Origin of the sequence: Winogradskyella schleiferi, assembly GCF_013394655.1 — a bacterium.
GTDB lineage: Bacteria > Bacteroidota > Bacteroidia > Flavobacteriales > Flavobacteriaceae > Winogradskyella > Winogradskyella schleiferi.
The window spans coordinates 1,039,470-1,054,194 of the sequence record NZ_CP053351.1 but is presented as its reverse complement, the minus strand read 5'-3'; the positions used below and the strand labels follow the sequence as shown (position 1 = coordinate 1,054,194).

The following is a 14,725-nucleotide window of genomic DNA, read 5'->3' as shown; positions in this document are numbered from 1 at the left end:
TTTATGAGAAATCTTTTCGTCCTTTTCATAGTTTTTTGCATTACTATTTCTAATGCTCAAATATCAGATTTTAAGACTATCGATTTTACAAAAGCAGATAATATCGCTAAACTGCATGAGGGTCAGAGTTTAGATAATTTACCTGTATTGGCGCATCATCTAACATCTAAACTTACGACTGATGTTGAAAAATTTAGAGCCATTTACACTTGGGTTTGCACCAATATTAAAGGTGATTCCAAGCAACATAACAAAGTAAGTAAAGCGCGTTTAGAATTCAACAACGATAGTACAGGTTATATGAAATGGAATGATGATTTCAAAAAAATAGCTTTTGAAAAACTCTTGAATCATAAAAAAACCATGTGTACAGGTTATGCTTACCTCATTAAGGAATTGTGTTTTATAGCCAATATTGAATGTGAAATTGTTGATGGTTATGGACGGTCTTTTGAAACTAATGTTGAAAAATTGGAGTCCATAAACCATTCTTGGAACGCTGTTAAACTAAATAATAAATGGTATTTGTGCGATGCCACTTGGTCTAGTGGTTATATGATTAATGGTCGTTTTTTTGTAGCAGACTATAATGATGGCTACTTTTTAACAGATCCTATACTCTTTGCTAAAAACCATTATCCTATTCAGAAGAAATGGTTTCTTAACGACACTTTGAAAACCATAAAATTCATAGCAGAACCGATTGTTTATGGAGAAACGTTTAAACAAAAAGTTATTCCGATTGGGCCAAAGACATTAAATTCCACAATTAAAAAGAATGACGAAATCATTTTTAATTTTAAATCTTTAAAAGCCATTTCCACGGATAAAATTTCGCTAATCCAAATTTCAGGAGAAAATAAAAAACATTATAAAATTTATGATCTTTTTAATGAAAATGGATTCATAACTTTTAAATACCGTTTTAAACGCAAAGGCTTTTATGACGTGCATTTAAAAATAGAAAATGATATAGTTGCGACCTACTCCATTGAAGTGACTAAAACGTAGTGCTATCTTTAGAACTCATTGAATCCTTTTAAGTTTGAAGTGCGTTTGTGATTCTTTGATATTCTAAATTTAAAAAGTAATTGTCTATACGCTTAACTTATTAAAGAACTATTAGGCATTTTCGGTTAACATGATTAAGATAATAATTACAGGTTAGCTGGTAATAAATTTATTATATCGAATTTAATATACTCATTTATAATATTTTAGGTATTTTATAGCTTCACAAGCTATTTCACGTAAAATGAATTCTGACCAAAAGTTAGTTCAAACCATATATAAAGATCTCATTTTTACTGAAAATGAAATTAAAACTATAGCGTCCGTATTTAAAAGAGTCGATGCAGAGAAAGGTGCAATACTGATTAAACCTGGAGACATTGTTACCGATATTTTTTTTATTTACGAAGGTTGTCTTAGAACCTTTTACACGGATAAGCATGGAAAAGAACACACGATACAAATTGGCATTAGAGATTGGTGGATTAGTGATTTTACCGCCTTTTTTTCAAATTCTAAGGCTATTATGCATCTTGAAGTTCTTCAAGACGCCACACTTTACCAACTTTCAAGTGTGGACAGGGAAGAATTACATATGCAATTTCCGAAAATACATAAATTTATCAGAAATAAACTCGAGAAAGCATACGCCGCCTTTCAAAAACGAATTTTGTCATCATTGTCAATGACTGCAAAAGAACGTTATTTAGAATTTATAAAGACCCATCTCAATATAGAGAAGAACGTAAAAAATTATCACATCGCATCCTATTTGGGTATGACAACTGAAAGCTTGAGCAGAATTAGGAAAGAATTAACATAATGTCTTCATTTATTATCATACATCAATTTTTTTATTCATTCATAGTGATATTTTTGCGCCCCTAAACAAGGTAAATAACCTCTTATTTTCCTGAGATTAATAGCTAAGAAGCGCAAGTTTTATAACCTTGCGCTTTTTTATGAAGTATTCACAGTTTCCATATATAAAATGAAAACACAAAAAGACCATCTTCCGATGGCCTTTTCTATTTAATAAGCATTTCTTATGTAACGTTATTCTAAAATTAATTTTTGCGAAGTCTGGCCTCTTTCCGTATTCACATTAACAATGTAAATTCCAGAAGACACACCACTAATATCCATCGAATTAATTCCATTACCTAAAGACAATTGTTTTACTAATTTTCCTGTCATAGATACAATTTGAACATTGATACTACCAGCAATGGATTCGTCAATTACAATATTGAACTGCCCCTTTGTTGGATTTGGATAAATATTTAAAACAGATATAGAATTAAAATCATCTATTGATAATGAAACTTGCGCTTCATAAGCACCAATATCTCTTGACACCCCAAATACAACTTGACCAATTTGATCCGTAAAAACATCATTTGGATCACCAGCATCAAAAGCTGGAGAATCATTTAATAGCTGATGTGTAAACGTTGCACCTCCATTGTCCTGTAAAGGTCCTACCATAGGATCTACATCTTCAATATCATTGGTTTGTGCAGTAAATACATTTAAATCATCTGTTCCGATCAAATTATAATCGTTAGAAGTGAACATACCAGAAACATCAGAACCAGAACTCGCCGTGTTCAATGCCACAATCGTATTCTTCAGTGACACATTACTAGCAGCATCTATTCCTCCACCATTTCCAGTGCTTGTGTTCATGGCAATGGTAACGGCATTAAAGTCTAAACTTGTACCATTATTTGTAGCACCACCACCAGACATTGATGCTGAGTTACCTGAAATTGTACTCGTCATAACGGTTGATGTTGCTCCCGAATTATTATAAACGCCTCCACCTTCAACGGCAGAATTACCAGATACTTCAGAAGTTGTAACCGTCATATCCGATCCTCCATTCCAAAGTCCACCACCTTCAACAGCGTCATTATTTCGAACTGTTGATAACGCAATTGTAGCTGTTGCAGCTCCACCTAAGTGAAGACCACCACCATTTCCCGGCGCAGCAACTGCCGGTGTAACACCTGCATTATTAGCACTTAAATCTGAACTTGTCATATCTAAACTACCAGCAGCTAATTCAATACCACCACCTGCTCTATTGGCACGATTGTTCGTAATTGTAGAACCACCTACGGTGACAGCACCACCAACACTCAATAGTCCACCGCCAGAACCAGAAGTTCCGTCAGCTATATTGTTATTTATTAGTGTTCCGTTAGTGACATTCAAAGTTCCTCCATTATTAAAGATACCTGCGCCTCCATCGTCAGCAGCATTACCTGAAGCAGTATTGCCATCAATAGTTGTCGCATCTGTAGTCATCGTTCCAGAACCGTTCCATAATCCACCACCTTCACGAGCTGCAATATTTCCATTAACAGTTCCTCCTGTAAATGTTGAATTCGCCATACCTGAAATATGAAGTCCACCTCCATTTCCTGGTGCTGGAGAAAAACTACCTGCATCATTCGCATCTAAGGTTGTATTCGTAACAAACAGCGTACCATCTATAACTTCAATTCCACCACCAGCTCGGTTAGCTTCATTAGTTGTGATTACTGCTCCATTTATCGTTATTGTACCATCCGTACTAAAAATTCCACCTCCAGAACCAGAAGTTCCATCTGCATAATTATTTGAGATTTGCGTTGTTGCATTCACATTCAATGTACCACCATTGTTGAAGATGCCTCCACCACCATTGTCAGCAGCATCACCAAAAGCAGTATTGCCATCAACCAAAGTACCATCAACGGTCATAGTTCCTCCGTTGTTCCATAATCCACCACCTTCACTGGCAGCTTCATTTCCAAATACTGAGCCACCAGTAAATGTCACCACAGCGGCACCTCCAGTGACATGAAATCCACCACCATTTCCAGGTGCTGGTGTCCCTGCCGAGCCATTAACGTCGTTGTTTAAAAGGTTCGTATCATTTAAAAAGTCCGCTGTACCGTCAACAATCTCAACGCCACCACCTGCACGATTTGCAGAGTTGAACTCAATGTTTGAATTATCAACTGTTACAGCACCTGAAATACTGAATATTCCACCACCAGAACCAGCAGTTCCATCAGCTATATTATTGCTTATTGTGGCTCCATTTTGAACTATCAGAGTACCGCCATTATTGAAGATTCCACCACCACCATCGGCAGCGTCATTACCTGAAGCAACATTCAAATTAATAGTGGAACCATCTACAGTCATTGTTCCTGAACCATTCCAAAGTCCACCTCCTTCAGTAGCTGCAGTGTTCATATTTACAGTTCCTCCTGTAATATTTACTGTACTGCTCCCACTGATGTGAAGTCCACCACCATTTCCTGGTGCGCCCATTCCGGTTACAACTCCTGTGTCGTTTGAATCTAAGTTAACGTTAGTAAGCGTTACCGCTCCACCTCCATTAGCCTCGATTCCACCACCTGCGCGGTTAGATGTATTATCCATGATTGTGATTCCATTTGCAGTCAGTGTTCCTGCTGCATTTAAAATTCCACCACCTGTTGATTGTGCGCCATCTGCAATGTTATTAGTAATCATGGTTGAACCAGATATATCAAGTGTTCCGCCTTCATTGTAGATACCTCCACCACCAGCGGCTCCTGCAGTTTCAGCATCGTTTCCAGAGGCAGTATTACCATCTACAGTATGGTCAATAACAGTCATTACACCTGAACCATTCCATAATCCACCGCCTTCATTGGCAGCGGTATTTCCGTTTGTTGTTCCACCAGTAATTGTTGCATTACCTGGACCAGTAATATGTAAACCACCGCCATTTCCAGGTGCAGAACTTGTAATATTATTATCTAAAGTAACATTTGTTAATGTTAATGTTCCAGATGCCATTGTAGAATTATCTTCAATTCCACCACCAGCTCTATTTGATGTATTTCCAGTTATAGATGAATCTGAAACAGACACTGACCCACCAGAAACATTTTGAATTCCACCACCAGAACCTGAAGATCCATCAGCCACATTATTGGTGATTTCAGTTGCATTTTGAACAATCAATGTTCCTCCATTGTTAAAGATACCTCCACCACCATCGTCAGCTGCTAGCCCACTTGCCGTGTTTCCATCAATAATAGTTCCATCAACAGTCATAGTCCCAGTACTATTCCACAATGCACCACCTTCTTTGGCAGCAACATTGCTATTCATATTACCACCTGTTATCATTGCAGTTGCAGTACCACTTATGTGCAATGCTCCACCATTTCCTGGGCTAGCAACCGCTGGCGCTACACCTGTATTATTATCACTTACATTGAAGTTTCCAGAAAATGTAATTGATCCATCAACAACCTCAATCGCTCCACCTGCACGGTTAGATCTATTAAAAGCAATAACTGCATCTGTAATTGTTACGTCACCATCAGTGCTCAATATAGCTCCACCAGAACCAGAAGTTCCATCGGCAACATTATTAGAAATTGCTGCGGCATTACCTACTATCAATGTACCACCATTATTATAGATTGCACCACCACCATGATCCGGATCATCTCCGGAAGCAATGTTAGCATCCATAAATGTTGAACTTACATCCATAGTTCCCATATTATTCCAAAGACCTCCACCTTCTGAGGCAGCGACATTATTTGAAACTGTTGAGAAACCTGATACTGTTGCATTTGTAGTACCCGATAAATGAACTCCTCCACCATTACCTGGATTTGCCATTGATCCTAAACCAATATCAACACCAGCAGAATTGCCTGTTAGTGTAACACCTGACAGCAGTAAAGTGCCATTTGAACTATCCTCAATCGCACCACCTGCTCTACTTGCGTAGTTGCCCGTGATCGCTAATCCATTGGCTAAGTTTAAAATTCCATCTGTACTATTGAAAATTGCTCCTCCACGTCCACCAGGCGTTGCTCCAATAGCCATGTTTCCTGTTAAGTTTGTTGTGTTATCTATATTAACAGTTCCTCCATTATTGAAAATTCCACCTCCACCAGTAGCATCACCAATGGCAGAATTTTCAGAAATAGTTGTTCCAGTTACTGTCATGATACCGGTTCCATTCCAAAGTCCACCGCCTTCTTTAGCAGCAGTATTTCCAGAAGCTGTTCCTCCGGAAATATTCACATCACCTGCTCCTGTAATATGTAAACCACCACCATTTCCTGGAGCAGCCGTTGCTGGTGCAACACCAGCGTTATTATTATCAAGAATTACATTATTTAACGTTATTGCCAGTCCTACACCAGAATTGTCTTCAATACCTCCACCAGCGCGATTAGCCGTATTGTTTGAAATTTCAGAATTATTAACTACCAAAATACCTCCAACATCATTGAAAATTCCACCACCAGAACCAGAAGCCCCATTTGCAGTGTTTCCATTAATAATACAATCATTTATTGTAACTGTTGCGTAGGTTATATAAATACCACCGCCATCAGCTGCAAGTCCATTAGTCAATGTTAAGCCATTTAATTCTAAAGGACCAGAAGTGACATTAAAAATTCTGCCATTGCCATTGGCATCAATCGTTAAGGAAGTCCCATTAATTATTAGTTCTTTATTGATCAACAGTTCACTCATCAAAGTTACTGTTGTTACAGCTGGATCAAAAATAATTGTTCCACCAGCTGGTGTATCTGCGATTTCGTTTCGCAATGTTCCGTCAGTTCCATCATCTGCTCCACTAGTAACTACTTGGGCAAATGAAGAGGTTGAAATAAAAAAAGTCATTGCGAATGCAATAACTAGCGTAATTCTGTTTTTCATGTTGATTAGTTTTTAATTTGAAGGTTAATTTTTGCGTCTTTTGGGCAAGACATCAATACCTACGATAAATTCTATAGTCGGGTTTTGAGAAAATTTTACTTTAACATTTTCTTAACAAATATTATCGTCAAATTGAAAATTTAATCAACAATTTATTATCGTTTCAATAACAAATAATAGATACTATTGATAATATTATTTTTTATACTTTTAAGGGATGAAAGTCATTTCCACCAACATAGCACAACCCACCAAATTCCTTTGGAATGGCGAAGAGGTTACAACTGGTATTTATAAAAAGCCAACTGACGTTCCAATATATTTAGGAAAAGATGAAGTAAGAGGTGATGAAGTTTCAGACCGAAAGGTTCATGGCGGTGAATTTAAAGCAGGCTATTTATTTTCTTCAAATCATTATCCGTATTGGCAAGAATTATATCCTCACTTAGATTGGACCTATGGTATGCTAGGCGAAAACTTAACGATTGAAGATTTAGACGAGAAACAATTATTTATTGGAGATATTTACAAATTAGGTAAGGCTTTGGTACAAATCACGCAGCCTCGAGAACCTTGTTTTAAATTCGCTTATAAATTTGGTTCAGAAAGTGTCTTACAACAATTTATAGACCATGGTTATTCTGGAACTTATATCCGTGTTTTAGAAGAAGGTAATGTCAAAACTGGAGATTCTTTTAACTTAGTTGAACGTTCTAAAGATAGCGTTTCTATTTTTCATTTTTTTGAATTGCTTTATGCTAAAAATAAGAACATGGATCACATTCGTCTAGTACTTGACAATGACGCTTTACCTCTAAGTTTAAAAAAACGTTTAAAGTTTTTTCTCCAATAAGCAGTTATAGACAGATTGCTTCCTGTTCTTATCGGATTTATTTGAAAAATGACTCAGATCAAGGACTTTATTCAACTTTTCAACTATTATATAAACATTTAAAACACAGCTTTTAATAAAATAATTAGCTTTCACGAAAACGTTATAGTAAGTCTTTCTTATATTTGAAAATCACTACAATAATTTAAAGTTTATAACACAACCATCATATAGTTCCAACCATGAAAATCAAAAAAATATTAGTTGCCAATCGAAGTGAAATTGCCATTCGTGTTTTAAGGGCGTGTGCAGAACTTAATATTGCTACAGTTGCTATTTACACTTACGAAGATCGCTATTCGCAACATAGAAATAAGGCTGACGAGTCCTATCAAATTGGCGAGGACAACGCACCACTAAAACCTTATCTGGATATTGAAGAAATTGTGGCATTGGCAAAAGAAAAAAATGTAGATGCTATACATCCTGGTTATGGTTTTTTATCCGAGAATTCTGAATTCGCAAGACGATGTGCCGAAAACGACATCATTTTCATAGGTCCCGATCCTGAAGTTATGGATGCACTAGGTGATAAAATTACTGCTAAACAAATTGCTGTAAAATGTAACGTTCCAATAATTGAAAGTAACAAAAAAAGCCTTACGTCTTTAAAAATCGCTATTTCTGAAGCTAATTCCATTGGTTACCCGTTGATGCTAAAAGCCGCTTCTGGAGGTGGAGGTCGTGGTATGCGTGTGGTTCGAAATAACTCAGATTTAGAACAAAATTTTGATTCAGCACGAAATGAAGCTTTAAACGCTTTTGGCGATGATACCATGTTTTTAGAAAAGTATGTTGAAAACCCAAAACATATTGAAGTTCAGATTGTAGCAGACAGACATGGCAATATTCGTCATCTTTTTGAACGTGATTGTTCAGTGCAACGTCGTCATCAAAAAGTAGTCGAAGTCGCACCTTCTTATAACGTACCCCAAAACGTAAAAGATGCGCTTTACAAATATGCGGTAGCCATCACTTCAGAAGTCAACTATAACAACATAGGAACAGTTGAATTTTTAGTCGACCAACAAGACAATATCTATTTTATTGAAGTCAACCCTAGAATTCAAGTTGAGCATACCGTTACCGAAATGGTTACTGGTATAGACTTGGTTAAGACACAAATATTCATTGCTGGTGGCTACAAATTATCTGACCAACAAATAAAAATTTACGAACAAGCCTCTATAGAAACCAATGGTTTTGCGTTACAATGTCGATTAACCACCGAAGATCCAGAAAACAATTTCACACCAGATTATGGAAATATCACAACCTATAGAAGTGCCTCAGGAATGGGAATTCGTTTGGACGCTGGCAGCATATATCAAGGCTATAATGTAAGCCCATTTTTCGATTCTATGCTCGTGAAAGTTTCTGCTCAAGGACGAACACTCGATGGAGCCGTTAGAAAAATGGTACGTGCCTTAAAAGAGTTTAGAATTAGAGGTGTAAAAACCAATATTCATTTTCTGCAGAATGTGATTTTACATGACACGTTCAAAGCGGGAAAAGTAACCGTGAATTTCATCCAGAATACACCTTCTTTATTCGAAATAAAACTGCCACAAGACCGAACTTCAAAGGCTGTTAATTTCCTTGCCGAAGTTATAGTCAATGGAAATTCAGACGTTACAAACATCGATAAAGACAAAGTATTTAGAACAGCAAAAGTTCCAAAGTACAAACGATCGGATGCATTTCCCAAAGGCACTAAAGATTCACTGACTGAACTTGGTCCAGAAGCCTTTTGCCAATGGTTAATGGATGATAAAAAAATACATTATACGGATACAACGATGCGAGATGCACACCAATCCCTTTTGGCCACACGTATGCGAAGTTACGACATGTTGAAAGTGGCTGAAAGTTTTGCAAAAAACCATCCCAATACCTTTAGCATGGAAGTTTGGGGAGGCGCAACTTTTGATGTGTGTTTACGTTTTCTGCATGAAAGTCCATGGACACGATTAAGGGAATTGCGTAAAGCAGTACCGAATATATTGTTTCAAATGTTGTTACGTGGCTCAAATGGTGTGGGCTATAAAGCCTATCCAGATAATTTGATTGAAAAATTCGTCGAAAAATCTTGGGAGAATGGTGTTGATATTTTTAGAATTTTCGACTCACTGAACTGGATAAAAGCCATGGAACCAAGTATTAATTATGTGAGAAACAACACACATGGCATTGCCCAAGCTGCCATCAGTTATACAGGCGATATTTTGGACCCAAAAGAAACCAAATACAATCTAAAATATTATACACAACTCGCCAAGGATTTGGAAAATGCTGGTGCCCACATGATCGCTATAAAAGATATGGCAGGATTGCTTAAGCCTTACGCAGCTACAGAATTGGTTTCTGCACTTAAAGATACGTTGAACATTCCTGTTCATTTGCATACCCATGACACCTCTTCTTTACAAACTGCCACCTATTTAAAAGCGATTGAAGCTGGTGTTGATGTCGTTGATGTCGCCCTTGGTGGACTTTCTGGACTCACTTCACAACCGAATTTTAATAGCGTTGTTGAAATGATGAAAGGCCAAGAACGCGCACATGATTTTGATATGAATTCCTTAAATCAGTTTTCAAATTATTGGGAAGATACACGCGAAATGTATTATCCATTTGAATCTGGTTTAAAAGCTGGAACTGCAGAAGTGTATCAACATGAAATTCCGGGTGGTCAATATTCAAATTTACGACCACAAGCCATTGCCTTAGGTTTAGGAGATCGCTTTGACGAGGTTAAAAAAATGTATGCTCAGGTCAATGCCATGTTCGGCAATTTAATTAAAGTGACTCCAAGTTCTAAGGTCGTTGGAGATATGGCTATCTTTATGGTAACCAACAATTTAACACCAGATGATGTGATGGAACGCGGCGATTCCATTTCGTTTCCAGAATCGGTGATTAATTTCTTTAAAGGCGATTTAGGACAACCTGTTGGAGGCTTTCCGAAGAAACTACAAAAAATTATACTCAAAAATAGAGACGCTTACACAGACCGACCAAATGCGCATTTAGAACCTGTGGATTTCACAAAAGAATATGCGGATTTTAAAAAGAAATTCCAACAAGGCTTTACAAGGGCTATTGAAATGGAAGATTTTTTATCCTATATGCTCTATCCAAAAGTTTTTGAAAAAGCTCATGAAAACTATAAGCGTTACGGTAATGTTGCCTTGATTCCAACCAAAGATTTCTTCTTCGGCATGAAACGTCAAGAGGAAACAAACATAACATTGGAGCCTGGAAAAACAATTATTGTAAAATTACTTTCAGTAAGTTACCCTAATGATGAAGGCATGCGAACCGTATTCTTTAAAGTGAATGGTGAAAACCGCTTTGTTGAAATTTTTGATACGTCTTTGAATATTAAAAAGGTAGAAAATGTAAAAATAAATCCCGAAGATAGCAATCAAATAGGTGCGCCTTTACAAGGGTCGCTTTATAAAGTTTTAGTTAAAAAAGGCACAAAAGTCAAAGAAGATGATCCTTTGTTTGTCATTGAAGCCATGAAAATGGAAACGACTGTAACGGCTCATAAATCTGGAAAAGTAAAATCGATTACTTTAAATGAAGGAAGTATGGTTAAACAGGATGATTTGATTGTTACCTTTGAGTGAGAAATTCAATTTATGTCAACCAAATACAACCAAATAGGAATCAATTACAACCAAACCAGAAAAGCAGATCCGTATTTGACGGAACAATTAGTAAAACATCTCAATCCGAAAAAAGAGGGTTTGTATTTGGATATTGGTTGTGGCACTGGTAATTATACGAATGCACTTCATAATAAAGGGTTTCATTTTATTGGAATAGATCCCTCAATCGAAATGCTTCAAAAAGCACAAGCCAAAAACCCAGCTATCGATTGGAAAATTGGTTCCGCTGAAAAAACAGATTTACCTCAAAAAAGTATCGATGGAATTTTAGCAACTTTGACAATTCATCATTGGACCAATTTGACAAGAGCATTTTCAGAATTAGCCTATATTTTAAAACCTGCTGGTAAAATTGTCATTTTTACTTCTACTCCAAATCAAATGAAGGGTTATTGGCTCAATCATTATTTCCCGAAAATGTTAAAAGATTCCATAACCCAAATGCCATCACTTGAAGCTGTTGAAAATGCGATGCAACTTTCAAATTTAAAAATTACAAAGACCGAAACCTACAGTATAAAACCCAATTTGAAAGATCAGTTTTTGTACTGTGGCAAACAAAACCCAGAATTGTATTTTGACGAAAGTATAAGACATGGTATTTCATCTTTTAGTGCTTTGGCTAATATTGAGGAAGTTGAAAAAGGTTTAACCGCATTACGAAAAGATATTGACAACGGAAAAATAGATGAGATTATAAAATCTTACGCAAATGAATTGGGCGATTACCTATACATCATAGGAGAATTGGCTTAGTTTTAACGTTTCATAAATTGTATTGGCAGGGCTTTTGAAAATCATGAAGTCAATTAAACAAACACATAATTATGACCATATTTAAATCATTCGCAATTCTTTCATTAATCCTTATGATGTCTTCTTGTGGCTCCACAAAACATACAACAGCAACCTATTGGGTCAACAGCGCAAAAGTATATTGTGATGCTGGCTTAGGAAAAGCAAAATGCCTGCAAGTCACAAAAGCAGACGACCACGAAAACGCAGATTGGTCTAATTTTTATTCAACAATAAATGGCTTCACTTTTGAACCTGGATTTCTTCAAAAAATTGAAGTAACAGAAACAGAATTGGATGCAAAAGAGGTGCCGGCTGATGCGTCTTCAATTCAATACGATCTTGTTGAAGTATTAGAAAAGAAATCAGATCCAAAAATGGCAATTCACGATATTTGGGTGGCAACACATATTAACGGCGAAGAAATTGCCAAAACCAATGCGCCAACGCTTGAAATAAACACTACAGAAATGCGAGTTTTTGGATTCAATGGTTGCAATAATTACAATGGACAGATTAAATCGATAAAATCGAACACTATTGAATTTGGTGCCATTGCTACCACAAGAAAAATGTGTGCTGACATGACGATTTCAGATCGTTACGATAAGGCTCTCAACGAAACAGCAAGCTACAAAAAAGACGGATTAACTTTAATTCTGCTGAATACAGATGGAAATGAAATATTACGTTTTAAGAAAGTGGATTAACATTTGGGTCGTTTAGTTAAAGTTCGTCTGAATAACTCAATAACCTAATATCTTTTTTTTTGCCATAATTTGAAATTACAATTAAGTATTATCATTTTCTTTTGGTTTACTTTTGTCGAACTCTTTGTCACAAATCGCAGAATCAAACTATGAAACAAAAAATTTTATTTATACTTCTAACCTGTTTATTTACCCAATTATATTCACAAGTTAATACTATAGATTTTCAATTAGCTCTAGGACCAACATTATCTGTTCCAAAAACTAGTGAGCTAACCAATTCAAACGTTTCTGGTAGTCCAGAAATAAAATCGTCCATAAATATCGGTGTTTTTATATTACCAAGCATAAACTATTCTATAAGCGAAAAAAGCTCAATAGATTTTGGTATTGGGTATTATCTGGATAGATTTTCAATTGAAGATAAAATAGGATATGTGACCTACAAAGGAAATAGGAATATACACCAAATTCAAACACCTATAAATTTCAACTTTCATTTCGGAAATGACAAATCTTATCAGTTCGGAATTGGAACATTTGCAAATTTTACAGTTTCAGCAAAAGAAAAAGGCGATAGCAATGTGGATTCATCAAGAATCGATTTCATTGACCCAAACGACCCACTTGTCTATAATAATATCTCTATTGACTATGAAAAAGACCTCAAGGATAATTATAATTCTGTAAGTTTTGGAGCTTTCTTACAATTAAAGAAAAGCATAACTTTTTCTTCCAGTAAAAAAGGATTCGTTCTTTTAAAAATTAACCAATACATCAAAGCTATTAAGAATAACGATACGAATTCTGATATTAGTCAATATGTGGAATTTAAGAATGAAAAAGAACCGATGACTGTTAATCTTGGAGTTGGTCTCATATTATAATGAGAGAACTCAAAAAAATTTTTAAGTTGGAAAAGAAAAAAGAACACCCTAAAGTAAAATCAGAACTTCACCCTAGAAGTCAGCATAGAGAACGTTATAATTTTAAAAAACTCATTAAGAGCTCTCCAAAATTGGCTGCGTATGTGGCGCCAAATAAATATGGAGATGAGTCTATCGATTTTTTTAATCCTGATGCGGTGAAAGCGTTAAACAAGGCGTTATTAATTCATCATTATGGCTTACAATATTGGGATATCCCTAAACATTATCTGTGTCCACCAATTCCTGGTCGTGCAGATTACATCCATAATATTGCTGACCTTTTAAAAGGCAATGGTTCCGAAATTCCGAAAGGCAAGCACATTAAAGGCTTGGATATTGGTGTTGGTGCTAATTGTATTTACCCAATTATTGGCCAGCACGAATATGGTTGGTCATTTATAGGCAGTGACACAGATGAAACAGCGATTGCTAATGCTAAAGAAATTGAACAGCGAAATTCCAGTTTAAAGTCGACTTTGGAAATTAGACGCCAAGAAAAATCCAATGACTTTTTCTACAACATATTAAAACCGGAAGAAAAAGTGGATTTTACAATTTGTAACCCTCCTTTTCATTCATCTGCCGAAGAAGCTCAAAAAGCAAGTTTAAAAAAACAGAAAAACCTTAAGGGCAAAAGACCAAACAAAGCACTTTTAAATTTTGGTGGACAACATAACGAACTTTGGACTAAAGGCGGTGAAGCGCGTTTTGTAAAAGACATGATTTACGAAAGCAAGCATTTTGGAAAACAATGCTTATGGTTTACGAGTTTAATTTCGAAAGAAACCACCCTAAAACCGACCTATAAAATTTTACAAAAAGTAAATGCAACCGACGTTAAAACGATTGAAATGGGACAAGGGCAAAAAGTCAGCCGATTCATTGCTTGGACGTTTTTGACTGATGATGAGCATAAGGATTGGAGAAATGAACGTTGGTAAAACTAATGTTCTACCTTTGTAAAAAAATAGT

General features: G+C 36.1%; 9 protein-coding genes. 8 read left to right on the top strand and 1 reads right to left on the bottom strand.

Annotated features, from left to right (window positions below; translation table 11 throughout):
- Window positions 1–3: 3 nt before the first annotated feature.
- Entirely contained in the window at window positions 4–1,011 is a 1,008-nt protein-coding gene (locus tag HM990_RS04580) for a transglutaminase domain-containing protein (RefSeq protein ID WP_178987812.1), read from the top strand.
- 244 nt (window positions 1,012–1,255) lie between these two features.
- A complete protein-coding gene (locus HM990_RS04575) occupies window positions 1,256–1,834 on the top strand; it encodes a Crp/Fnr family transcriptional regulator (RefSeq protein ID WP_178987811.1) in 579 nt (192 codons plus the stop codon).
- Between the two features lie 233 nt (window positions 1,835–2,067).
- Here the strand turns inward: HM990_RS04575 and HM990_RS04570 are convergent, their stop codons facing one another.
- Window positions 2,068–6,750, bottom strand: a complete 4,683-nt coding sequence (locus HM990_RS04570; RefSeq protein ID WP_178987810.1) for a choice-of-anchor Q domain-containing protein — start codon at window positions 6,748–6,750, stop codon at window positions 2,068–2,070.
- 217 nt (window positions 6,751–6,967) lie between these two features.
- On the opposite strand from HM990_RS04570, the gene HM990_RS04565 reads away from it, so the two are divergent.
- The 6 genes from HM990_RS04565 to rlmF all read left to right on the top strand — a co-directional run bounded on the left by HM990_RS04565 (window position 6,968) and on the right by rlmF (window position 14,694).
- Window positions 6,968–7,603 carry an MOSC domain-containing protein gene (locus HM990_RS04565; RefSeq protein WP_178987809.1) on the top strand — a complete coding sequence of 212 codons (636 nt, stop codon included), beginning with the start codon at window positions 6,968–6,970 and terminating at the stop codon, window positions 7,601–7,603.
- A 221-nt stretch (window positions 7,604–7,824) separates the two neighbouring features.
- Window positions 7,825–11,277 (top strand): pyruvate carboxylase, encoded by a 3,453-nt coding sequence (locus HM990_RS04560; RefSeq protein ID WP_178987808.1) that lies wholly within the window; start codon window positions 7,825–7,827, stop codon window positions 11,275–11,277.
- 12 nt (window positions 11,278–11,289) lie between these two features.
- On the top strand, window positions 11,290–12,075 hold the full coding sequence (locus HM990_RS04555; protein WP_178987807.1) for a class I SAM-dependent methyltransferase: 786 nt from the start codon (window positions 11,290–11,292) through the stop codon (window positions 12,073–12,075).
- 71 nt (window positions 12,076–12,146) lie between these two features.
- A complete protein-coding gene (locus HM990_RS04550; RefSeq protein ID WP_178987806.1) occupies window positions 12,147–12,824 on the top strand; it encodes an META domain-containing protein in 678 nt (225 codons plus the stop codon).
- A gap of 149 nt (window positions 12,825–12,973) precedes the next feature.
- Window positions 12,974–13,711 carry an outer membrane beta-barrel protein gene (locus HM990_RS04545; protein ID WP_178987805.1) on the top strand — a complete coding sequence of 246 codons (738 nt, stop codon included), beginning with the start codon at window positions 12,974–12,976 and terminating at the stop codon, window positions 13,709–13,711.
- A 26-nt stretch (window positions 13,712–13,737) separates the two neighbouring features.
- Entirely contained in the window at window positions 13,738–14,694 is a 957-nt protein-coding gene (gene rlmF / locus HM990_RS04540) for a 23S rRNA (adenine(1618)-N(6))-methyltransferase RlmF (protein ID WP_317166922.1), read from the top strand.
- Window positions 14,695–14,725 lie beyond the last annotated feature (31 nt).